The 21,815-nt window shown below is 37.2% G+C and carries 20 protein-coding genes; 1 reads left to right on the top strand and 19 read right to left on the bottom strand.

The annotated features are described in order from the left end of the window. The 13 genes from HNQ80_RS12015 to mreB form a co-directional block, all read right to left on the bottom strand. On the bottom strand, positions 1–1,284 hold the full coding sequence (locus HNQ80_RS12015; RefSeq protein WP_243183213.1) for a nucleotide sugar dehydrogenase: 1,284 nt from the start codon (positions 1,282–1,284) through the stop codon (positions 1–3). Between the two features lie 95 nt (positions 1,285–1,379). Next, positions 1,380–2,582, bottom strand: a complete 1,203-nt coding sequence (locus tag HNQ80_RS12010) for a glycosyltransferase family 4 protein (protein WP_184310907.1) — start codon at positions 2,580–2,582, stop codon at positions 1,380–1,382. A 20-nt stretch (positions 2,583–2,602) separates the two neighbouring features. After that, complete coding sequence (locus HNQ80_RS12005) at positions 2,603–3,226, bottom strand: acetyltransferase (protein ID WP_184310906.1); 624 nt, start codon at positions 3,224–3,226, stop codon at positions 2,603–2,605. 47 nt (positions 3,227–3,273) lie between these two features. Next, entirely contained in the window at positions 3,274–3,912 is a 639-nt protein-coding gene (locus HNQ80_RS12000) for a sugar transferase (protein WP_184310905.1), read from the bottom strand. Then, positions 3,913–5,025 carry a DegT/DnrJ/EryC1/StrS family aminotransferase gene (locus HNQ80_RS11995; RefSeq protein ID WP_184310904.1) on the bottom strand — a complete coding sequence of 371 codons (1,113 nt, stop codon included), beginning with the start codon at positions 5,023–5,025 and terminating at the stop codon, positions 3,913–3,915. A 268-nt stretch (positions 5,026–5,293) separates the two neighbouring features. Next, entirely contained in the window at positions 5,294–8,233 is a 2,940-nt protein-coding gene (locus tag HNQ80_RS11990; protein ID WP_184310903.1) for an O-antigen ligase family protein, read from the bottom strand. Between the two features lie 173 nt (positions 8,234–8,406). Next, complete coding sequence (locus tag HNQ80_RS11985; protein ID WP_184310902.1) at positions 8,407–9,363, bottom strand: YveK family protein; 957 nt, start codon at positions 9,361–9,363, stop codon at positions 8,407–8,409. Positions 9,364–9,594: 231 nt separating this feature from the next. Continuing rightward, positions 9,595–10,026 (bottom strand): 3-hydroxyacyl-ACP dehydratase FabZ, encoded by a 432-nt coding sequence (fabZ, locus tag HNQ80_RS11980; protein ID WP_184310901.1) that lies wholly within the window; start codon positions 10,024–10,026, stop codon positions 9,595–9,597. Positions 10,027–10,364: 338 nt separating this feature from the next. Next, complete coding sequence (locus HNQ80_RS11975) at positions 10,365–10,733, bottom strand: rod-binding protein (protein ID WP_184310900.1); 369 nt, start codon at positions 10,731–10,733, stop codon at positions 10,365–10,367. Between the two features lie 42 nt (positions 10,734–10,775). Further along, entirely contained in the window at positions 10,776–11,567 is a 792-nt protein-coding gene (gene flgG / locus HNQ80_RS11970; protein ID WP_184310899.1) for a flagellar basal-body rod protein FlgG, read from the bottom strand. Positions 11,568–11,724: 157 nt separating this feature from the next. Continuing rightward, on the bottom strand, positions 11,725–12,090 hold the full coding sequence (locus tag HNQ80_RS11965) for a four helix bundle protein (protein WP_184310898.1): 366 nt from the start codon (positions 12,088–12,090) through the stop codon (positions 11,725–11,727). 59 nt (positions 12,091–12,149) lie between these two features. Continuing rightward, positions 12,150–13,223, bottom strand: coding sequence for a flagellar hook-basal body protein (locus HNQ80_RS11960; protein ID WP_184310897.1), 1,074 nt, complete (start codon positions 13,221–13,223; stop codon positions 12,150–12,152). 390 nt (positions 13,224–13,613) lie between these two features. After that, positions 13,614–14,645 (bottom strand): rod shape-determining protein, encoded by a 1,032-nt coding sequence (gene mreB / locus HNQ80_RS11955; protein ID WP_184310896.1) that lies wholly within the window; start codon positions 14,643–14,645, stop codon positions 13,614–13,616. A 236-nt stretch (positions 14,646–14,881) separates the two neighbouring features. Here mreB and spoIIID point away from each other — a divergent pair, with 236 nt between their 5' ends. Continuing rightward, on the top strand, positions 14,882–15,130 hold the full coding sequence (spoIIID, locus tag HNQ80_RS11950) for a sporulation transcriptional regulator SpoIIID (protein WP_184310895.1): 249 nt from the start codon (positions 14,882–14,884) through the stop codon (positions 15,128–15,130). Between the two features lie 164 nt (positions 15,131–15,294). Here spoIIID and HNQ80_RS11945 read toward each other — a convergent pair whose 3' ends face one another. The 6 genes from HNQ80_RS11945 to HNQ80_RS11920 all read right to left on the bottom strand — a co-directional run bounded on the left by HNQ80_RS11945 (position 15,295) and on the right by HNQ80_RS11920 (position 21,812). Then, the gene (locus tag HNQ80_RS11945) at positions 15,295–16,143 is read right to left on the bottom strand and encodes a M23 family metallopeptidase (protein ID WP_184310894.1); all 849 of its coding nucleotides are present in this window, start codon (positions 16,141–16,143) and stop codon (positions 15,295–15,297) included. 183 nt (positions 16,144–16,326) lie between these two features. Then, positions 16,327–17,310: a stage II sporulation protein D gene (gene spoIID, locus HNQ80_RS11940; RefSeq protein ID WP_184310893.1), complete on the bottom strand. Its 984-nt coding sequence runs from the start codon at positions 17,308–17,310 to the stop codon at positions 16,327–16,329. Between the two features lie 513 nt (positions 17,311–17,823). Then, complete coding sequence (murA, locus tag HNQ80_RS11935; protein ID WP_184310892.1) at positions 17,824–19,077, bottom strand: UDP-N-acetylglucosamine 1-carboxyvinyltransferase; 1,254 nt, start codon at positions 19,075–19,077, stop codon at positions 17,824–17,826. Positions 19,078–19,187: 110 nt separating this feature from the next. Next, the gene (locus HNQ80_RS11930) at positions 19,188–19,943 is read right to left on the bottom strand and encodes a YwmB family TATA-box binding protein (RefSeq protein ID WP_184310891.1); all 756 of its coding nucleotides are present in this window, start codon (positions 19,941–19,943) and stop codon (positions 19,188–19,190) included. 384 nt (positions 19,944–20,327) lie between these two features. After that, the gene (locus HNQ80_RS11925; protein WP_184310890.1) at positions 20,328–20,885 is read right to left on the bottom strand and encodes a YueI family protein; all 558 of its coding nucleotides are present in this window, start codon (positions 20,883–20,885) and stop codon (positions 20,328–20,330) included. 129 nt (positions 20,886–21,014) lie between these two features. Then, a complete protein-coding gene (locus HNQ80_RS11920; RefSeq protein WP_184310889.1) occupies positions 21,015–21,812 on the bottom strand; it encodes a transglutaminase domain-containing protein in 798 nt (265 codons plus the stop codon). Positions 21,813–21,815 lie beyond the last annotated feature (3 nt).

The raw sequence follows: 21,815 nt of genomic DNA, 5'->3' as shown, positions 1-21,815 counted from the left end.
TTATAGCAACTCAATATTGTCACGTGCGTCTATGTGCTTCATAACATTTTTCGTATCAAAAATTACTTTGGCATGCTTTTGTATAAACCCATAATCAACATTTGTATGTGCTGTAGTAATAATAACTAGGTCTGCACTTTTAATCAGTTCAGCAGTCAATTTAGATTCACCCTTTTTCACTACTCCATGCTCTCGATATTCAGATACAAATGGATCGAAATAGGCAACTTCTGCACCTTCTTTTTCCAGTTCTTCAATTACTCTTATAGCAGGACTTTCTCTATAGTCATCGATATCTTGCTTATATGCTACACCTAATACCAAAATCTTAGATCCATTCATAGCTTTTTTAAATCTATTTAGGATTTTGCTTGATCTCTCTGCACAGTATTCTGGCATTCTGTCATTAACCATCATTGAGGACTCTATCATAGATGTATGAAATCCATACTCTCTAGCTTTCCAAGAAAGATAATATGGATCTAAAGGTATGCAGTGTCCGCCAAGACCTGGTCCTGGATAAAACGCTTGAAATCCATAAGGCTTAGTCTTTGCGGCATCAATAACTTCCCATATGTTAATTCCCATCTTGTTGCATAATATTGCCAATTCATTAACTAAACCAATATTGATGTTTCTATATGTGTTTTCTAATATCTTCTCCATCTCAGCTACTGCTGGAGATGATACTCTGTGAATCGGTGCTTCTAAAATAGCTTCATAAAGCGTAGCAGCAACATCAGTGCACTCAGGTGTAATCCCACCGACAACCTTAGGGGTGTTTTTTGTTTTATAAATGAGGTTACCTGGATCTACTCTCTCTGGTGAGAATGCGAGATAGAAATCCTTTCCACATTTTAACCCTGATTTTTCAAGAATTGGCTTTAAGAGTTCTTCTGTTGTTCCTGGATACGTAGTTGACTCTAAAATAATCAACATGTCTTTATGCATATACGGAACAATACTTTCAGCAGATGATTTTACATAACTTATATCTGGCTGTTGATGTTCATCCAAAGGAGTAGGAACGCATATACAAACACAATCTGCTGATGCAACCTGTGCAAAGTCAGTTGTAGCAGATAAAAGACCAGATTTTATGATTTCTTCTAAATCTTCATTTACAACATCTCCAATGTAGTTTTTACCAACGTTAACCATTTCAACTTTTGATTCTTGTACGTCAAAACCTATCGTTTTAAATCCTGCTTTTGCTTTCTCTACTGCTAATGGAAGTCCTACATATCCTAATCCTAAGACACCCAGTATAGCTGTTTTAGCCATCAATTTTTGCTTTAATATCATTATAATCCGCCCTTCTACCGCTCCATTTTTAAAAAACCTATTGTTAAAAATGTTATAAAGTCAATACATTAAAACTAGACTTTTTCTATGATTGTCATAATCTCTTTGTATGTTTTGCTTCTATCAAACTTTTCTTCTGCCAATCGTCTACTATTTTTCCCCATCTGGTTTTTCATTTCATTATCTTTCAATAAAACTAATAATTTTTCAGCTAAATCTTTTGAATCATTGTTATTACAGTTTAATCCCATTTGATACTCATCTACTAAATTTCTATACTCTAAGCATTCCTGTGTGTTTATCACTGGTAAACCTGCAGCTGCATAATCTCCCACTTTATTGATGATAGTACCTGCTGAGCCAGAAGCAATCGGATTGACCGCTATATCACACACACCAAGCAATCCCACCATCTCACCATATGGCAATCTACCTGTAAATAAAGTATTGATTTGCTTTGCTTTTGCATATTCTTCAAACTTTTCTTTTAACGGCCCATCTCCCATAACTATTAATTTCAAGTCATTAATACCTTTATTCTTTAAAATCTCTAGGGCATCAAAAACACTAGTCAAGTCATAACTGTGACCCAAAGTCCCTGCATAAGCAACCCAAACTTGGTTCTCAGCTTTATTCTGGTACTTGTTATTAATAAATGCTTCGTCGAATTTGCTTAAGTCTGTTCCTAAAAAAACTACTTTACCTTCTTCAACTTTTCTATTTACTTCTAACGCTCTGTTTAAATATGTTTTAGAAACTGCAACAATTTCATCTGCTGATTTATATATATAGTCTGCTTTCTTTTTCATAGGATAAAAGAGCATATTACTTATGATTGGAATATTGAAAACCATTTTGAAAGCTTCAGGCCATAAATCTTGAACATCAATTATAAACTTTATGTTGTTTTCTTTTGCATATTTAGCAGCTGTCGCAGCAACATCTAGTGAAGGTACTGAACAATATATTACACTTGGCTTTTTTCTAAACTTTAGGTATTTTTTAAGGTTTTCAGACATTGCATAGTGACTGTAAAATCGTTTTAGCGAAACATTCTTCTTATAGACAGGTTCTTCAATAAAAGTCACTTTATAATTTATATCTTTGGAAATATTCTTTTCTCTTTTTCTTTTTTTATTGTGAGAAAAATCCGAAGTTACTAATTCAACACTAAAATTATTATTTGCAAAAAACTCAGCTAAATAGTTGAACCTATTATTCCCTTTTCCATCAAAATCACTACAAAAATGTACTATTAGCAAAAGATCCCCATTCATTAGCAAACCCTCGCGTTTCTCTATTTAAAAACTCTCCTCACTGGAACCCCAACATATGTCCCAGGTTCAGTAATATCCTTAACCACCACAGCACCTGCACCTAGTTTGCAACCACTGCAGATGTTGACGTTATTGCTCACAACACTTCCAGTACCTATCCAACTTCCCTTGCCAACTTTAACTGTTCCAGCCAAGTTAGCTCCTGGAGAGATGTGAACATAATCTTCAATCACATTGTCATGATCTAGACTACTACTCGTGTTAATTATGCAGCCTTTTCCTATCCGACTAGAGCTGTTAATCACAACACCTGCCATCACTACTGTTCCTGTGCCAATCTCAACGTCAATTCCAATAACAGCATTTGGATGGATCAGCTTCACCATTGACAATCCTTCTTCTTCCAACTTTTCTTGTATGTTTTCCCTCGTAGCATTGTTCCCAATAGCTACAAAAAAGTCGGCTTCATCTTTATATGTTAAAGCATCAGCCGTCTTGCCGATGACTTTTGACCCCATGCATGTCTTAATAGACTCATCATCATCGAGGAATGTCATGCTTTGCCAATTATTCATTTTTATTGCGATGTCAGCGACAACTTTAGCATGTCCACTGGCACCTATAATAATTAATTTATCTTTCATGGTAAGTACATTCCTCTCTAAAATGATAATGATATAATTGCTTAAATTTAACTATTTGTATTATTAACTGAACCTCTAAAAGGCTCCATCGTAACTGATGTATCTGAACTAATTCCTTCCCTAACAAATACCTTCTTTATTGTAAGAAATATAATCTTCCAATCTCCTATAAAGCTCACATTATCTACATACTCCACATCTAAGTTGAACTTATCTTCCCAGCTGATGGTATTACGCCCATTTACTTGAGCATGTCCTGAAAGTCCAGGTCTAACTTCATGCCTTCTCTTTTGATGGCCGCTATAAAGCTCCAAGTATTGAACTAATAAAGGTCTAGGTCCTACTATCGCCATATCACCACGAACGATATTCCAAAGTTCAGGAAGCTCATCTAAGCTTGTAGCTCGAAGCATTTTGCCAAACTTAGTGAGTCTTACAGAATCGGGTAATAGGTCTCCACTTTCATCTTTCTCATCTGTCATGGTTCTAAACTTATACATTTTAAAGATTTTCTCATTCAGTCCAGGTCTATCTTGGATGAATAGGATCGGACTCCCTAGCTTTGTTCTGACTAAAATGGCAACAATAAGAAGTATTGGACTCAGCAGAATAAGTGCAACCAAAGAAAGAACAAGATCCTGCGACCTTTTTATGAACTTTTCGTAGAATCCTTTCTTTCGCCCCATTTATCTCCACAACTCCTTAATAATCCTACAAATTCTCTCTAAATCAGAATCTGTCATCTTCGTATCACTTGGAAGGCATACACCAGTCTCAAATAACTTCTCGCTAACATCTCCCCCGATATAATCATACTCAGCGAAGAATGGCTGCATATGCATCGGCTTCCAAATAGGTCTTGATTCGATATTGTCTCTCTCAAGAGCTTCCATTACATCAAGTGGTCTTACTTTTCCACTCAAGGTCATGACACTTAACCAGTAATTCGGCTCATTCCATTCGTTGATAGGCATGAAGTCTACGCCTTCTAACTGACCAAGCTCTCTCTTGTAAAACTCAAAGATATACTTCTTCTGAGCCACTCTTTGGTCTAATACCTTAAGCTGTCCTCTTCCAATCCCAGCCACGACATTGCTCATACGGTAATTGAACCCTAATTCGCTATGCTGGTAGTGCCTTGCTTGGTCTCTTGCTTGCGTTGCCCAAAACCTTGTTTTAGCAATTTTCTCTTCATTATCTGAAACAAGCATCCCGCCGCCTGAAGTCGTGATGATCTTATTTCCATTGAAGGAAAAGATACCATAATCTCCGAAAGTACCAGTATGCTTTCCTTTATAATAAGTGCCTAAACTCTCAGCTGCATCCTCAATTAGCAAAACGTTTCGTTTCTTACAAACCTCAACAACCTTATCCATATCTGCAGATAAGCCATAAAGGTGAACCACTAATACAGCTTTTACATTTGGATACTTCTCGAATGCTTTTTCTAATACTACTGGACTCATATTCCAAGTTTCATAATCACTATCAATAAACACAGGTACCGCACCTTGATAAATAATTGGATTCGCTGTAGCAGAGAAAGTCAGTGTCGGACAAAAGACGATATCTCCTGCACCTACTCCTACAGCTTTAAGGGCCAAATGAATGGCAGCCGTTCCCGATGATAATGCTGCAGCCGATTTGACACCTACTTTAGCAGCAATCCCATATTCAAACTCATTTACATTCTTGCCAAGAGGCGCAATCCAGTTAGTATCAAACGCTTCTTGTATATACTGCATTTCATACCCTTCATCACTCATATGAGGTGAAGACAGATATATTTTATCGCCCATATCTAAGTGCTCCTTTTCTCTAGAATATTTACCTTTCAAATTTATGGTCTAACTAACTCTAGGTATATAGAAGGGACTGAATAATAATATATCCCTTTCATAACTTAAGTTTGGTATAAGATTTAACTTATCTTATTTTCATAACTATCTTATTTAGTTTAAACCCTTCAGTCCTTTATAAATACAGAATCTGATGTTATATTCCTTCCTTGCAATAAACATTGAAACATATCCCTACTATTCTAAAGGACAATTCTTTATTTTATGATCAGTTGTTCTCCTTCATTAGGCTTACTTGACGAATTTTTATAACGCCCTCATCGTTTCCACGATGCACAACCCCAATCCTTTGTTTCTCCGCTGTTATTGCTTCTGGCGTTATAAACTGTAGTGTTCTTGTTGTAAAATGATCGCTCTTCTGTAGATTATCTAAACGTGCAATAATTGTACTCTTTCCGCTTGAATAATCATAAACATACAAGTCAAATTTGTCGTCTTGTACAGTACTACTGTAATTAACTTCTAATATATAGTTACTATTTGATTCTAACTTCATATGATCGATCCAAAACACACCATAGTCTGAGCCTTCATTTAGAAGAGTAACATATTGTTCATTTTCTTTTAGCTTTAGTTTGCCATTAGGAGTATTAGTAATTCTAGCTCCATCAGGAATATTATTCTGATCAATATCCATGTCAAAATTGTTATATATTTCAACATCCTTTAAACGCTTTAATTTTTCAATGTTTCCTCTATTTTCTAAGACATAATCAAGCTTTTGTAGGTTCAAATCTAAACCTACGCTCATTTGTATAGGCTGCAACGAACTTTGAGCTGTTTTATTTAGCATATTTTTAATGTCAGGTATTTTATCAATAACGTTCTCTAAGCTTTTACGATCTCCACTATTCATCAAAAAACTAATTACAGTCAAATATCCATTTGTTTGATATACATAATTATCTATATGCATAGGCTGTACTTCTATCATTTGGTCTAGATATCCTAATCCTTTCAAATAATGGCCTGTTTGTATACTAAGCTCTGCAGCCTTCTTAAGAATTTTGAGACTATAAGGTTCTAGTTCTACAGCCTTTTCTAGTTGTTTTTCCGTCTTCAATAGCCATTCTTGATCATTCTTCCCTGTCATTATATATAGTGTAGCTAAGTCTATACGGTTAGATGCAGAGAAAGGATCTAGAGCTGCAGCTTTTTCAAAGTATCCTATGGCTTCCTGTATTTCTTTTTGTTCAGTTGCTAGAATCCCATCTTCTATAAATCCTTGTGCCATGGAGAGAGACATACTCCCTAATGCTAGTGCAAAAGTTAATACAACTATCCCGTAACGATAATATTTCAAACTCGTTGTCTCCCTTACCTTAAGAACAAAGTCCTGCCTAGTTAGGGCATATAACGTCCAAAGCAGGATTGACATAGCTCCTAAAGATAAATCAAAATCCATAACACTATGGGCAAGGATTGCCACCCATCCTATGCTTATACTCACTTCTGTTATCTTAATTTCATCGCTGTCCGATTTTCTTAATGTCTTGAATACATTAAATAACATCATAATAATGAAAGTTAAATATATAAGCAAACCCACAGTTCCGATCTCAATCCATAACTGTAAGAAATAATTATGGGCTTGGGTTGTCCAGTACATATAAGATTGATACATAAAGTATAAGGTTGCCCAAGCACCACCACCAGCGCCAAATAGTAGGCGATCTTTTATAATCTTTAAGGCATCCTTGTAAAAGGACATTCTTCCTTGTATACTGCTGTCTCCAGCCGTAATACTATTTATCCTCGTAATGAGACTCTCAGGGATATATTTATAACTAAGCTTTAAATCATTAATCTTTTCCCCTGTATCAGCATCGAAAACTTTGCCTTGGTCAAAGACAACTTCTGTATTTCCATAATAATTTGAAAAGCTGATTCTTATAGCTTCTGTTGTATCTAAAGTTGTAAAACTTAGATCAATCTTTTTATCTTCTACTATATTTTCTGTTACAAGTACTTCTGACTCACCTTTTCCATTTATACTATAAATATCTATTCTGCCCCCATAGGGTTTATTTTCTGGATTTTTGATTATTGCTGATACTTCAAAGCGATAATCCATATTTTTAAATATGTTTGATATATCTCGAGTCACAATTTTATATGCATCTTCTTGGCTGCTCATATTAGAAAGAGTTAAAGGTTGTGTCATGCTGAACGCAAGCGTTATGGCTATAACTAATCCTATCACAAGTACTGTTGCCACCATTAGTATTTTTCTAAAAGAAATTTTATCATAATCAATATTTCGCTTTTCCAATAAATAAATCAACCCAATCGTTATCCCTATAGATAGGATTGTAATCATCCACTGTAACAATGCAGGACTTTTCCCAATTCCACGTATAAAGAATAAAGAGAATACTCCCGCTGGCAACATCGTCAAAATACTAAAATATATTGTCTCCATTTTCTTTTTATTAGGGATACATGCAAAATAAACAAGATAGATGATAGGCGCTAGAAGCCACATCCCCCTTGAAAAGGTAGGAATAAAGGTAAATAGATATATATTGCATAACCCTCCATAGAGAAGCTGCTCTTTTTTACTTTCGGAATCTTGTAGCAATCCTAGGGCTAAGATAAATAGTACAAATAGATAGGAGGCCAAAGTATTAGGATACTGAAAAGTAGAGTTGATTCTGCCGCTGGCAAAGGCACCGTTATAATTGAATGTACCGATGGCACTTCCTACTCCGATGATAGATACGATGACTCCACTGAATAAGAGTGCATGTAATATATATTTCTTTGTTTGAGGATATTCTTGAGTAAATTTCTTTACCATAAAATAAATCGCAATGTAGTTTGCATATTTTAAAAACTCTGCAATAGACAATCGAGTATTGACTCCATAAAGTATGGAGATACCATACATCAACAAGACGCCTAGTGCTAATATATCAGTTTTAGAATCTACTAATTTGAAGGTGACAGATTTAATTTTTGACAGTATCCATATACCAAACAATATAAAAGTGAAAATATGAGTAATCAAAAGTTCTTTTTCGAAAAATAGCCCTCTAAAGAAAGGTGGGTAAAACAACAATATGCACAAGGAAATAAATACCAGATATTGCCCTGGAGACAATATGCCATATAAATCATTTGTTTTTTTCTTTGTTTTGATAGTCATAAGCAGCCTCCATATTTTACGAAATCATTTTTTTAGAATTGCAAACCATAGGATGCACTTTTTCTGTACCATGAACTTTCATAATTTCTTATTTTATGCAGGAAAGTCTTTCGGCTGGTGAAGCATCAATCCATACAGTTAAACCTTTCAATTAGTACTTTCCTATCTGTTGTCTATTTTTCAGTTTTAACAGGTGCCGAGTTTTCCCAGTATTCTTGGAAGAATGCGATGAATACAGATATCATCAATCCCAATACAAAGGCAATAGCAATATTCAGTATTTTATTTGGAGAAACAGGTTTTCTTGGTTCATAGGCAGGTGCAGTAATGGTGATACTAGAATCTCCAAAATCTGCCTTATCAATCAAATCAAGTTGTTCACTTTTTTGTATCAATGCTTGATAAGTATTATTTAATACCAATAGTCTTGCATCTAATCTCGATTTAGTTGATTTATAATTACTGGCGTTTAGATCTAGCGAAGCAATCTGATGACTCAGGTCATCAATCTTTTTTTCTTCCAGCGCAATCAATTCATCAATATATTTTTTTAATTTCTTCGTTTGCTTACTGTTTTCTTCTGTAATGAATTGAATCAAATGTTTAGAGATAGCATTAGATATCTTTGCAGCCACCTTTGGATCTTCATCTTCCACTTTTATTTCCACCAAATTGGTTCCCTTTGTATTTTCTACTGCGATTTTATCTCTCAGGTTTCTAATCCCATAACCTTGCTCTGCTAAATTCAATTCATCGATCACTTTTTGCATGATTTGAGCATTTTCAGTCTGAGTTACAAAGGCTTCTATGGACATCTGATTATATTTAAGCAGTGAATTCAACATAGCCGAAATATCTCTTTCTGCACTTTTGTCTAAATACTTCATCATCTCATTGATATCTACTACTTGCTCGCCACCAGGCATCACGACATTTGTTGTTGGAGTATTTGTATTTGTAATGGGTACGATGCTAGATACTGCCAATGTGGTAACTGCCTCATAGGTTGGTGATAGAACAAAGAAGCTTAAGATTCCACTGATTAAAACAAATATCAAAGGAATTACCAAGATCATTTTTTTTCTTTTAAGCATTATTTCAATCAATTCCCGTACAGAGATTTCTTCCATCGTAAGTTCCTACCCTTCCGTTATCTTTTGTTTTGTTGGAGAACAGGCATGCCTGTTCTCTACAATAATATTTATATTTATGAGTCGACACTAAAAACTGTGTTTAATAAGTAAATCTACTTTTGTATCTATCATTCTTATAAAACAAAGGATCTTAAGATTCTTCACTACGTTCAGAATGACAACATCAATGTCAAGAACCTATTTTGATGAAGATCCATGTCTATATTGCTATTCCTGATTGATTAGTGCAAAGGTAAGAATACCTTTACAAGCTACGTCTTCTCCTACGTAAGCAGTAGCTTGTGCTTTGCCAATATTTCTTTTCAAGGCGATCATCTCTACTTCCATTCTCAGGGTGTCTCCAGGCACTACCTGTCTTTTGAAGCGCAGTTCATCAATACCTGCAAAAACGCCAAGTTTTCCTTTATTCTCTTCTAGGGACATCATAGCTACAGCCCCTACTTGAGCCATAGCCTCTACGATCAATACTCCTGGCATGATAGGGTTTCCAGGAAAATGGCCTTGAAAGAAAGGTTCGTTTATTGTTACATTTTTTATACCTATTGCTTTTTTGCCTGCTTCCACTTCCTCGATTCTATCAACCAATAGAAATGGATATCTATGAGGAATGATTTTTTGAATTTCCATATTATTTAACATTTTTATCTCTCCTTTGGCTAAGTCTTAGCTTAACGCTAATCGTAGTCATTTTTTGTTATATTTATTCTAAAACCATTAAGATTTGAAAGAAAAAATTTTTTTAATAAGCAATTTTGAAATATTGTTCTCTTTCATTTTAGCGCTATTATATACATTTTTCAACAAATTATGGATTTTTGTTAAATGATACACTTTATAGTACATTTTACAAAACAAAAGAGCTAGATTTCTCTAACTCTTACTGATTCAACAAGATATAAGAATATTCCTTTAAATCTTCCAAATTATTTCCAAAACATAATAAATTCACTGCTTGCTGTAATAAGTATTCCAATTCTCTATAATTTTGAATCCTCTGGAGACTGGTTTTTTAAATTTCTTGACAGTTGTTTGTACATCTGCTGGGCCAATCCGACGCCCTGACCCTTTGCAAGGGTTTCGGCTATCTTCTCGTCTAGCATTCCTTCAAAAGTTTCTCTTCCAAAGCTTTTTTCAATGAATCCATCGCTCGGAACAGTAGCACGCATGTTTTTGAACATCATATTCACAAAGACAGATTCCAGCTCTTTACAAGTCTGCATAAGCCTTTTCTCGTCCTGGTTTTCTTTCGCTTTCTCGAACGTTTTTTGAAAATTCTCAGCTTGAACCTCATCTTTCTTATACTGTCCTTGATTTGTTGATATAGGAAGACTACCATCAATCTTCATATTTAGCACCTCTTTTCGCTAGACTTGTCTAGTCAAAGAATTCTATCTTCTCAAGTTATTTGCTTGTTCTAGCATCTGGTCTGCGGTTTGGATGGATTTGGAATTGATCTCGTAGGCTCTTTGGGCTGTGATGAGTTTGATCATCTCTTCAACGATTTGTACGTTGGATGTCTCTAAGAAACCTTGTACGATGCTGCCCGCTTCTCCTTCGAAGGCTTCGATAGCTTCTCCTGAAGCGGCCGTTGGTCTTAGGAGATTTTTTCCTATAGATTCTAAACCTGCTGGATTTACAAATCGAGCCAGAGTTAGTTGTCCAATCTCTTCGATATCTTCTTCGCCCTTTCTTCTTACGGTGATTATGCCTAGATCCGATACATTTATTTCTTCAATATCAGAACCAAGCTCCACATCAGCCCCATCAGCCTGTAGATAGTAACCATCTGATGTCACCAGTCTTGCTTCCTCGTCTTCTACGCTTAGTTTGAAACTGCCGTCTTTTGTATAGAGCAGATTATCATTTTCATCTCTTACTACAAAGAAGCCATCTCCATCAATGGCAAAATCCAAATCATTATTGGTTTGCTCCAAGTTTCCTTTTGTGAAGGATCTCGTGGTTGCCGTGGGCATAACACCGTGTCCTACCTCAAGGTTTACAGGCTTGCCTTGTCCCTGATCTAAATTCGTCCTACTCAATGTCTCATATAAAAGATCTTTAAATTCCACTCTTTGTTTTTTGTATCCTGTTGTATTCACATTCGCCATGTTATTTGCGATTGTATCTACATTTAATTGCTGAGCTTTCATTCCTGATGCAGCAGTCCATAAAGCGCGCATGTTTTGGCCTCCTTTGTATTGTTATTCTATTTGATAAGTTAATCGTCTTCAATAATTTTATCTCAATTCTCGTTAGTAGTTAGTCGTTAGTGGTTAGTAGTGCACATCTCAAAACATACATAGTAGTAAGAAATCTTATCCTGATAATCAAATTTTCCTAACTCTTCGTATACTTATATAAAGATGAGATTAGATTGCTAAGCATCCCAAGTATTCTCTCGATCTGTCTATTAAGATTAACAAATTGGATTTTATTAAGATAACCCAATTCATAACAGAGATAGATAAGATATTCTACTTCTGAAGCAGAACCCTTTGCTATTCTCACGAAATTGGCAAACTCTTTGTTATTTGATCTTCCTTGCCCTTCAGCAATATTAGTAGGAATTGAAGAACTAGCTCTTCTAATCTGACTAATTAATCCAAACTTTTCTTCATTAGGGAAAGTGGCTGTAACTCGATATATGTCTAAAGTAAGTTTATGAGCTTCATTCCAAACATCCAACTTTCTATATCCACTCATTTTCATCACCCTAAATGATTTTTGCCACTAGCTACTAACCTCTAACTACTAACCAAACTCTATACCTTTCCTATATCATTCACTGTCTTCTGCAGTGTGTCGTCGTAGGCTTTGATCATGCGTTGGTTAGATTCGTAGTTTCTGAATAGGGTGATCATTTCTACCATTTCTTTTACGGAGTCCACGTTGGAGCCTTCCAGGAAGCCTTGTAGAATTTCTCCTCTGAAGGGTTGGCTTTCAAGCTCCATTCCATCCTCTAGACGGTATAGGTTGTCTCCATCTTTTCTCAAATCTCTTAGATTGACGATCTCTATCATATTCAATTGATCGATATATTCTCCATCTACCAAAATATTGCCTCTTTCTGATACAGCCAATTCTGCTCCTTCAATTACGATAGGGCCTTCTATACCTAGTACGCGATAGCCTTCGTCCGTGACCAGTTCGCCTGCTGTATTCAGTTTAAAGGAGCCATCTCTTGTATAGCGAACCCCTTCTGGTGTCTCTACCTGAAAAAATCCTCTTCCCTTTATGGCAAGATCCATTTTATTGTCTGTTTCATAGACCTGTCCTTGCTCATGATTTGTTTCTATTTTATCTAGCCTTACCCCAGAGTTTAACGTACCGATAATTCCTGGTGGTGTAATCATCACCAGATTGTCTACGATGTTCCCATTTACCATCACTTGTCCCCTGTCGTTCACTTCCAGCTGTCCGTTTCCTACCAAAATAGGGCCTCGGTTACCTAATACCTGGTAACCTGCAGAAGTATCGATGTTTCCATCTTGATCGCGATAGTATGTACTGAGATATCCTTCTTCATTGACTGCAAAGTTCACAGCCTTTTCATAGCTTATTCCCAAAGGAGTCTTGGTGCGAAAGAATCCGCCCTCGGTTTTCATCTCATAGGTGTTGCCATTTTGAACGACTTCGACTCCTTTGAAGAAATCTGTGTCCATCATGTCGTTGGATCCTGCTATCTTTTTAATCAGTACTTCAGGAAAAGTTTCTGAAACCACAAGATCCTTCTTATATCCCGTTGTATTGATATTTGCAATGTTGTTGGTTACAACATCTAGCTTTTTATTGTTTGTTGTCATGGCAGAAGTAGCTGTATAGAGTCCTCTTAACATGAAGCTTCAACCCCTTTACGGTTAGTCCATAATCTATTTATATTTTTCGGCATTTCTAGACAAAATCTTTAATGCTATTTTTGGAAAAGATGTAGGTTTTTAGACCTATAATGCAACCATAAAAAATCAAGGGATTCGCAATGGATTAATCTTTGCAAAATTTTATTCGTACTCAAACGGAACGACAAGGGGCGTCGTTCCCTACAATCATTGAAGCGAAGCACATCAAAAGTCTTCATCTACAGCGATAGGGGAGACTGAAGTCTCCCCTATGAAATACGTAATAGATAATTATAGATATTTAATATCGGAACGACGAGGGCGTCGTTCCCTACACGTCTATTTACATGGATGCCCTGGCATCACTACCGACTAACCATTAATCTCCAACTATCTCAATCTGCTGAAGGTTTTGCTGCTGATCATACTTTTTTCCAATATTTGAAGTGACTCTAAAGACATACCTGTTCCCTTTGCTACACAGGACACTGCATCCTCAGCAATATAGGTAGGTATTCCCGATCTCTTTTCAATCAACTGGTTCAAACCATGGAGTAATGAGCCGCCTCCGGTCATGACAATCCCGCGATCACTGATATCGGCAGCAAGCTCTGGTGGTGTTTTCTCCAAAACTGCATGTACTGCATCAGCGATAGCCGTTACAGGCTCCTCTAAAGCTTCTAACATCTCCTCAGAACTAACCGTGATCGTCTTTGGTAATCCTGAAACCAAGTCTCTTCCTCTACATTCCATCTTTGCATTTTGCTTTCGTGGATAAGCTGTTCCAACGTTCACTTTTAAATCTTCTGCCGTTCTTTCTCCAATCAATAGATTGTGTCTCTTTCTCATATACCGAACGATGGCTTCGTCAAATTTGTCTCCAGCCACCTTAATAGATTCGCTGACAACAATACCGCCTAAAGAAATTACCGCAATATCTGCTGTTCCCCCTCCGATATCTACGATCATATTGCCATCTGGCTTGGAGATATCGATCCCTGCACCAATGGCGGCTGCAATAGGCTCTTCGATCAAATAGGTTGTTCCACCGCCAGCTTCAGTAGTTGCATCGATTACTGCCCTTTTCTCTACTTCTGTTACGCCACTGGGAACGCACACGATAATTTTGGGTTTGAAGAATCTTCTTCTTCCACAAGTCTTACTTATAAAATAACGCAACATTCTTTCTGTCACTTCATAATCCGAAATAACACCATCCTTCAACGGTCTGATGGCCACGATATTTCCAGGTGTTCTCCCTAGCATCTTCCTAGCTTCTGCCCCTACAGCCAATAATTGATTCGTATTTTTATCAATGGCAACTACAGAAGGTTCCTGCAGTACAATACCCTTCCCTTTAATGTATACAAGTACGCTAGCCGTACCAAGGTCAATTCCTATTTCAGCACCAAAACCAAACATTTACGATCACCTTCCATTCAACTCTCAGTTTTTCACTGGACGCTATATTTTTATATCAATGCTTTGTACTAACAATTTTTGTATAACCAGTATTTGTATTCGCTATAAATTACATAATTCCTCTTTCTTTTCATAACTTTTTCAAACTATATTCTGGAAGTTGAGATTTTCAGTTCTATCGAGTATGGCTCGTGCATATTATTTAACAAAGGAATCATCAAGGAGGGGGTTAACCTGTGAAAGATTACATAGAAGAAAGAGCACTAGAGATCGCAGAATATATAATAAATAAAAAAGCAACCGTACGACAGACAGCGAAAGTTTTCGGAGTAAGCAAAAGTACAGTCCATAAAGATGTTACGGAACGACTTCCCAAGATAAACCCTCTAGTAGCAAATCAAGTAAAAGGAATACTCGACAACAACAAGGCAGAGAGACACATCAGAGGCGGTAAAGCTACCAAATTGAAGTACAGAAGCGTATAAAGAACATTCATCGTTAACGGTTAACTGTTAGCGGTAAAACATAAAAGATTGTTTTTAAAAGAGCATAAAGAAAAAGACAGGGCAACTTTAGGCCCTGTTTTCTATTTACTTTTTAAAGTTTTTGTTTTTCAACCTCTAACCTCTAACTTCTAACCACAAACACTTTATTTCTTCGGTAAGTATTTGTTTGGATCTACAGGGGCGCCGTCCACGAGGACTTCAAAGTGCAGATGGGGTTCTTCCATACTTTCAAATAGTGCCGTTTTTCCTACACCACCGATTGTCTGTCCCTTTTCAACCTGATCTCCTACCTTTACCATTTCACTGGTGCTTAGGTTTGCATATCTGGTGATCATATCTCCTTCATGGGCAATAGCAATAACAATGCCCAGCCTCGAATCACTAACCACTTCTATGATTTCCCCTGATAAGGCTGCTACAACAGGCGTATTTTCTGGTGCAATGATATCCAATCCATGGTGGGTAGCATACTGATCCAGTGTTTTTGAATACACCAAGGTATCGGCTGCATAATTCATTCCAATAGTACCTATGACAGGCATCTTCATAGCAGCGGCTTTACTACTCTGGGCAGGCCCGGGAGCACTGTTCACGCTAGGCTTAGTTTCTGATTTTTGTACTTCTGCTGGTTTTGATATGGAAGGTTTTTCAACCTTATTCTCTTCTGCTGCCATGGTTGGGGCCGCATCCTCTGTATTTTTATTCTCTTCCACTGTGATGACAGGCACTTGCTCGTTCTCTGCTGTCTCTTGGTTCAATGACGGAGCAGACATATCTTTTTCTTCTGGCAGCCATGACTTATTTAAATTTTCCACTGCCAAACGATCAATATTGTTTTTGGCTACCCAAACTGCTGACGTGGCTACAATACAAATACAAAGAAACAAGATAACATAAAACCCTTCCTTATCTAAAAATTTATAAATACCATTTTCTTTTTTGTTAAATATGTTTTTATTTTTTTTCCTATCTATCCATTTTTTTATACCCATATATGACACCTCCATTTTGTATTGTTACCAAAAGGTGGGGATTCATACATGGGCGGAAAAATTTTTGGACAAATCACTAACGGGTATAGCCCTATCGCTTTTGGCTGCTAGCTACTCGCTAAAAGCGTCTAAAACAGCATTTTTGAACTTTAAACGAGAAGCGAGTAGCCAGTAGCCATGATTCTATTTCATTTTCATCACTTCTGTACCCACATAATAATGCTTCAATATTTCTTCAAAATTATATCCATTTAAAGCCATGCCATTGGCCCCATACTGGCTCATCCCTACCCCATGACCATTTCCAAACGTGGTGATTTCAATGTTCTTATTATCTATGGTCATTTTAAAGTTGGCCGACCGCAGCCCTAGTAATTCTCTAATTTCTCTCCCAGTTACCGCCTTGTTCCCTACCTGCATTTTAAGTATTCTGCCACCAGTACTGCGCTCCATAATTTTTATTGCTGTTTTTAGATTGGATGCATTGATGTCACTGTCATTGTATTTCGATTTAAATTTCGCAATAAACGTCGGGATCGAAATCACCTGCACCTCTGCATAGTGAGGCGTATTTTCTTCGTAAGGGCTTTCAACACTTCTTAGATAGGGTACCGCGGATGCGAAAACATCTTCCGAGTTTTCTGTCCTACCTCCACTGGATGAATGGAACAAAGGCTCTCCAATTGGCTCTCCTTGATAGGTCAATATAAGTCCCTGGGTTTCTTCTACTGCTTCCTCAATCTTAGGCCAGTAATCCCGCATCCAATATTTAGGCTTTACTTCCCTTAATTGATCCTTTGACAACCATACTTGACAATGGACATCATCACACAGTTCTGCCCCTGGATGAGCAGGCTGACCTCCATCTTTAAACTTGAGGATTCTGGAGACTGCATAGCTCCGCGCAGCTACGGCCTGAGCCTTCAGCGCTTCCATTTCAAAACTCGCAGGCATTTCCCCTGAAATTACACCCTTTATATACTCTTCCAAATCCATTTCAACGATTTTTTGAGTTTTGTGCATATATACCCTGACCATCTGACTGTTTTCAACAATTTGTTCCTTTTCTATCTCCGGAGTTGATACATCACAGCTTTGAATCAACACCATAGGTATGATAATAATTGTCACCAATACACTTGCTAACAGCATCAAAATACTTCTCATCCGTTATTCTCCCCCTTGTCCCCTTTAATGCTGAATACAAATTGACTTTACATTGTATGATAGGTTGGGAGAGAATATGACAGGGAGCGGATAGTATTTAAGAATCTATACGGGTTGTGTGGTATACAACCCGTATAGGTGCTGACCTAACCCATGATTTGTCATCCTGAGCGGAGTGAAACGGAGTCGAAGGATCTCAGACCCAAAGGAAATACATCCAAAAAGCTTTAAATGACCTAGCTTAAAGGTAATCAGATTCTTCGCTAAGGCTCAGAATGACACACCGAGAGGGGTTCTAGAAAGCTTGGATGAAGTTAATAGCTATGATACACTCCTTACTATAATTTTCTGTGATCTGTTCAAAACTGGCGAACACTGTTCGCCCCTACTTCCTGCCACACTCTTCCACTTTCAACTTACAACTTTCAACTTTTCTTTCCATATTTCCCGGGAAATGAACAGCAAATAAAAAAATGTGCCGATTTACGACACATTTCTGTTTTCCCAGTTAATTTATTCAGTTCTTCGGATTTTGGCACCTAGACCTCTTAATTTTTCTTCAATCTCCACGTAACCACGGTCCACATGGAAGATATCACTGATTTCTGTAGGTCCATCGGCAACCATTCCAGCTAAAATCAAGGCTGCGCCAGCTCTTAGATCTGTGGCTTTCACTTGGGCCCCCTGCAATCTGTCAACACCTTGCACCACAGCACTTCTGCCTTCGATCTTGATATTGGCCCCCATACGTTTCAACTCATCCACATGCATAAAACGATTTTCAAATACCGTTTCGATTACCACACTGGTTCCTTGAGCAACTGTTAAAAGAGACATAAATTGCGCCTGCATGTCTGTAGGAAATCCTGGATAAGGCAGTGTCTTAATATCTGTAGATAAAGACTGTCCATTGGCTCTTACGCGGATATTATCATCAAATTCATCTATGGTCATCCCACATTCCCTTAATTTCGCCGTAATGGGCTTGAGATGATCAGGCAATGCATTTAAAATGGTTACATCTCCACCTGTTATGGCAGCAGCAATCATGAACGTCCCTGCTTCGATTCTATCAGGTATGACAGTGTGCTTCGATCCGCCCAATTCTTTCACACCTTGAATCTTAATGGTATCTGTGCCCGCACCTTTGATTTTGGCGCCAAGACTATTTAAAAAGTTTGCTAAATCCACAATCTCTGGTTCTTCTGCTGCATTTTCTATGACGGTTGTTCCCTCTGCCATAGTAGCTGCCATCATAATGTTCTCTGTGGCACCCACACTGGGGAAGTCTAAATACACTTTGTTTCCAATGAGACGGTCTGCCGCTGCCTCAACATATCCATGTCCTAACTCGATCTTTGCCCCAAGAGCTTGGAAACCTTTTAAATGAAGGTCAATAGGTCTCGTACCAATGGCACATCCACCCGGAAGGGCAATTCTAGCTTTCCCTCTCCTCGCTAACAAAGGTCCCATCACCAGGAAAGAAGCTCTCATTTTTCTGATCAACTCATAGGGTGCTTCTATATCATAAATTTTCGATGCATTTATTTCAATAATTCCTTTATGATTGCTATTTACCTTGGCCCCAATGGCCTCTAATACTTCACAGATGACTTCTACATCTTTTAGCCCAGGTATATCTTCCAATACACAATTGTCCTGAGCCAGTAAGGATGCAGCAATGATAGGCAACACTGAATTTTTGGCTCCACTTACTTTTACGGTCCCCTTTAATGGAGCACTCTTCTCCACAATGATTTTTGCCACATCGGGTCCTCCTTTGTTTCGATTATTACTGCCGTATTCTAATATACATCTTTTTTCAATAAATTTCTACATCAATTATATTTTTCCTCTAGGTAATTTGTAACATATTATTAATAGGCAATAGAAATCAATGGGTTCCCAATCCATAAATAAGTTTTATCCTCATAGGAGTTATATCTTAAGGCGATATTTAAATTTACTTTTTTTCCACCATAGCGAATCCACTGGGGAATCATTTTGCTGTAGCCAACAATACTGATGAGATGATCCTCTCGGATTCCTTCTATTTCTTTAGCTTCTAATGAAGCCATTATATTACTAGTTATATTCATTTGTTCTTCTTTGCTTTTCTTCCCGGGAAAGGTACCAGATACCCATGAAGATAGCTCTACATCTCCATATCTCCCTAATACCGCCTTTAGTTCTTTTCCTATTTCTTGGATCGAGGTTAGCTTTTCTTTTCCCATCAAATCAACAACAATGTTCGTCTCTTTTCCAGCTTCAGTTTGTGATGATTGAACCATCACTGTAATATCCTGCTCCCCTTTGTATTTTCCAGTAACCCAAGTCTGTACATTTTCTTTTGAATGATTGCTTTCCATCACTGCCTTTTTCATTCCTAATCTTCTGGATAAATCCCAGCATAGATTTTCCGCTTCCTGCATATCCCTGGATTCTCCAAGGATCCCTACATGGGCATTGACATTGTATTCGGCCAGTTGCGCCCCTGATGTTTTCAAGACTTCTTTTAGTTCAATTTCCTTTGCTCCAGCCTTTGACTGATAAAAAGGGACGAGAACCAAATACATAATAATCAAAAAATAAAGTCCAGTTTTTCTTTTCTTTAATATTTGATTTCCAAACATAATACACGACTCCCTTGAGGTATGATTGCAATAGAAAGGGAAGAGAATCTGTGAGTAAATATGTTAAAGGGGGACGAAAACATATTTTCTACTTACTCTCTTCCCTTGTTATTAAAAGTATTGACCGTACAAAAAGGGAATATACATTTTAACGGCGAAAAATTGTCCGTTGAGTTCTTACATTTTATTAATATTGAGCGAAAATGTAAGCACAGCAAATTCTCTGCAAAACTGCCTGTCATCCTGAGCACTAGCGAAGGATCTTGTGAATTTGAACACTTTACCCTGAGATTCTTCGCTGTGCTTAGAATAACAATGGAGCACATCTTTTCTTAATAATAACACACTGCTCTAGTAGAGCTTTTATTTAAGCTTCTAACCCTACTAATACAGCGGACCCAGATCTCTTTCATCTTCACATACGCCACATTTTGTGCCGATCATCTTATCTACTACACTGATTTCCTCAAAACGATTTTCAAATTGGGGATATTGGGCCCTTAGCTCCTCCATATGCTTCTTGCATAGCTTGTTATTTCTGGCATTGTAAAACTGGTCTGATAAAAGGGTGGATGTGTCCAAGATCACTTCCTCTTCATTGACTGCTTCATCACTGACCAGTACCATGGCAACATCTCCTTTTGAATCGGGACGATTGACGCTTCTATAGTCTTTTCCTGTCCGTTGGCAGATCGTCATAAGCTTGCCAGCGATTTCTTGATTGACCTGTCCTTTTACAATCAGAGCATCTATTCTACGATCCTTCATTTTCTCTTCAACCAGTTGCAGGGCATCGTCCCTTTGTATTTGCTCATCCGTGAGTGCCAATACAACCCTTTCGCGAAATTCTCCCAACCAGTTTCTTTTTTCATCCGCTTTGATCTCTGGCGTTCCGTATAAAGCAAAATCTATGTATCGCTCCAATTGATTTTTTTCATCCATTCTATCCTCTCCCTAATTTTTTCTCATTTATTCAGGTGATTTCTGCTTTACCTCAGTATACCCATTTTCTACTTAAATAATGAAGTATTCCAAAGCAAAAACCGCTCTTCATCTCGAGCGGTTTTTTGATTAGTACTCATATGTTTTATCATAATCGCTGCTATTTTTGTAGATTGTATGTTTCAGCTTATTTTCTTTCATTTGCGCATCATAGGTTGTATCAATAATCATCCATTTTTCATTTGCATAAACTTCATTCCATGCATGATATCCTTGCGCATTCTTTGTATATCCTTTGATAAGTTTCGCTGGAATTCCAACGCTTCGTAACATACCTGCAAATAATGAAGAATAATCATAGCAGATACCAAGATTTGTGGCAAAAGTAGTGTCAATGACTGGTAGATAGTCATAATTCAAATTTCTAGCTTTATCATAGTCATAACGAATATTCTCAACAATGTATCCATGAATCGCTGCTATTTTTTCCTCATCTGTGTCTAAATTTCTAGTTAGTTCCTTCGCCTTCTCTATTGCCTTCATAGAGTCATTCCATTCGATTAACTGTATCGAGTTAAGAAATACGTTTTTCTTATCCTCTACTTTTACATCAATATTGGCTGCTGCGACAATTTTATAGGAACTGCCACTGACATTCTCTAATATACTAACCTTATAATTCCCATCATTTAATTGAAGAGGAAAATTCTCGATCTTCTTATCGCCTTTTAAATTATATGTATATTTGGCTTGTCCTTTTTCTACAACCAACTTAACCTTCTTATTACCAACACCATAGTTTACTCCGATGATTCCCAATCTACTTTTTGAACTATCAAACACTGCAGGATAATTTTTCTCCACAGCATATCCAAAGCTTGTAAACAATATAATGAATGCAGCTATAAAAGACACTATTTTTTTCATAAT

It is taken from the genome of Anaerosolibacter carboniphilus, assembly GCF_014205875.1.
GTDB classification, from domain to species: domain Bacteria; phylum Bacillota; class Clostridia; order Peptostreptococcales; family Thermotaleaceae; genus Anaerosolibacter; species Anaerosolibacter carboniphilus.
This window is presented reverse-complemented; position numbering and strand designations above follow the sequence as displayed.

Excerpts from the sequence above, each read along its gene's own strand:
- HNQ80_RS12015 (WP_243183213.1), bottom strand. The coding sequence starts at position 1,284 with ATGGCTAAAACAGCTATACTGGGTGTCTTAGGATTAGGATATGTAGGA.
- HNQ80_RS12010 (WP_184310907.1), bottom strand. The coding sequence starts at position 2,582 with ATGAATGGGGATCTTTTGCTAATAGTACATTTTTGTAGTGATTTTGAT.
- HNQ80_RS12005 (WP_184310906.1), bottom strand. The coding sequence starts at position 3,226 with ATGAAAGATAAATTAATTATTATAGGTGCCAGTGGACATGCTAAAGTT.
- HNQ80_RS12000 (WP_184310905.1), bottom strand. The coding sequence starts at position 3,912 with ATGGGGCGAAAGAAAGGATTCTACGAAAAGTTCATAAAAAGGTCGCAG.
- HNQ80_RS11995 (WP_184310904.1), bottom strand. The coding sequence starts at position 5,025 with ATGGGCGATAAAATATATCTGTCTTCACCTCATATGAGTGATGAAGGG.
- HNQ80_RS11990 (WP_184310903.1), bottom strand. The coding sequence starts at position 8,233 with ATGACTATCAAAACAAAGAAAAAAACAAATGATTTATATGGCATATTG.
- HNQ80_RS11985 (WP_184310902.1), bottom strand. The coding sequence starts at position 9,363 with ATGGAAGAAATCTCTGTACGGGAATTGATTGAAATAATGCTTAAAAGA.
- fabZ (WP_184310901.1), bottom strand. The coding sequence starts at position 10,026 with ATGTTAAATAATATGGAAATTCAAAAAATCATTCCTCATAGATATCCA.
- HNQ80_RS11975 (WP_184310900.1), bottom strand. The coding sequence starts at position 10,733 with ATGAAGATTGATGGTAGTCTTCCTATATCAACAAATCAAGGACAGTAT.
- flgG (WP_184310899.1), bottom strand. The coding sequence starts at position 11,567 with ATGCGCGCTTTATGGACTGCTGCATCAGGAATGAAAGCTCAGCAATTA.
- HNQ80_RS11965 (WP_184310898.1), bottom strand. The coding sequence starts at position 12,090 with ATGAGTGGATATAGAAAGTTGGATGTTTGGAATGAAGCTCATAAACTT.
- HNQ80_RS11960 (WP_184310897.1), bottom strand. The coding sequence starts at position 13,223 with ATGTTAAGAGGACTCTATACAGCTACTTCTGCCATGACAACAAACAAT.
- mreB (WP_184310896.1), bottom strand. The coding sequence starts at position 14,645 with ATGTTTGGTTTTGGTGCTGAAATAGGAATTGACCTTGGTACGGCTAGC.
- HNQ80_RS11945 (WP_184310894.1), bottom strand. The coding sequence starts at position 16,143 with ATGGGTATAAAAAAATGGATAGATAGGAAAAAAAATAAAAACATATTT.
- spoIID (WP_184310893.1), bottom strand. The coding sequence starts at position 17,310 with ATGAGAAGTATTTTGATGCTGTTAGCAAGTGTATTGGTGACAATTATT.
- HNQ80_RS11930 (WP_184310891.1), bottom strand. The coding sequence starts at position 19,943 with ATGTTTGGAAATCAAATATTAAAGAAAAGAAAAACTGGACTTTATTTT.
- HNQ80_RS11925 (WP_184310890.1), bottom strand. The coding sequence starts at position 20,885 with ATGGATGAAAAAAATCAATTGGAGCGATACATAGATTTTGCTTTATAC.
- HNQ80_RS11920 (WP_184310889.1), bottom strand. The coding sequence starts at position 21,812 with ATGAAAAAAATAGTGTCTTTTATAGCTGCATTCATTATATTGTTTACA.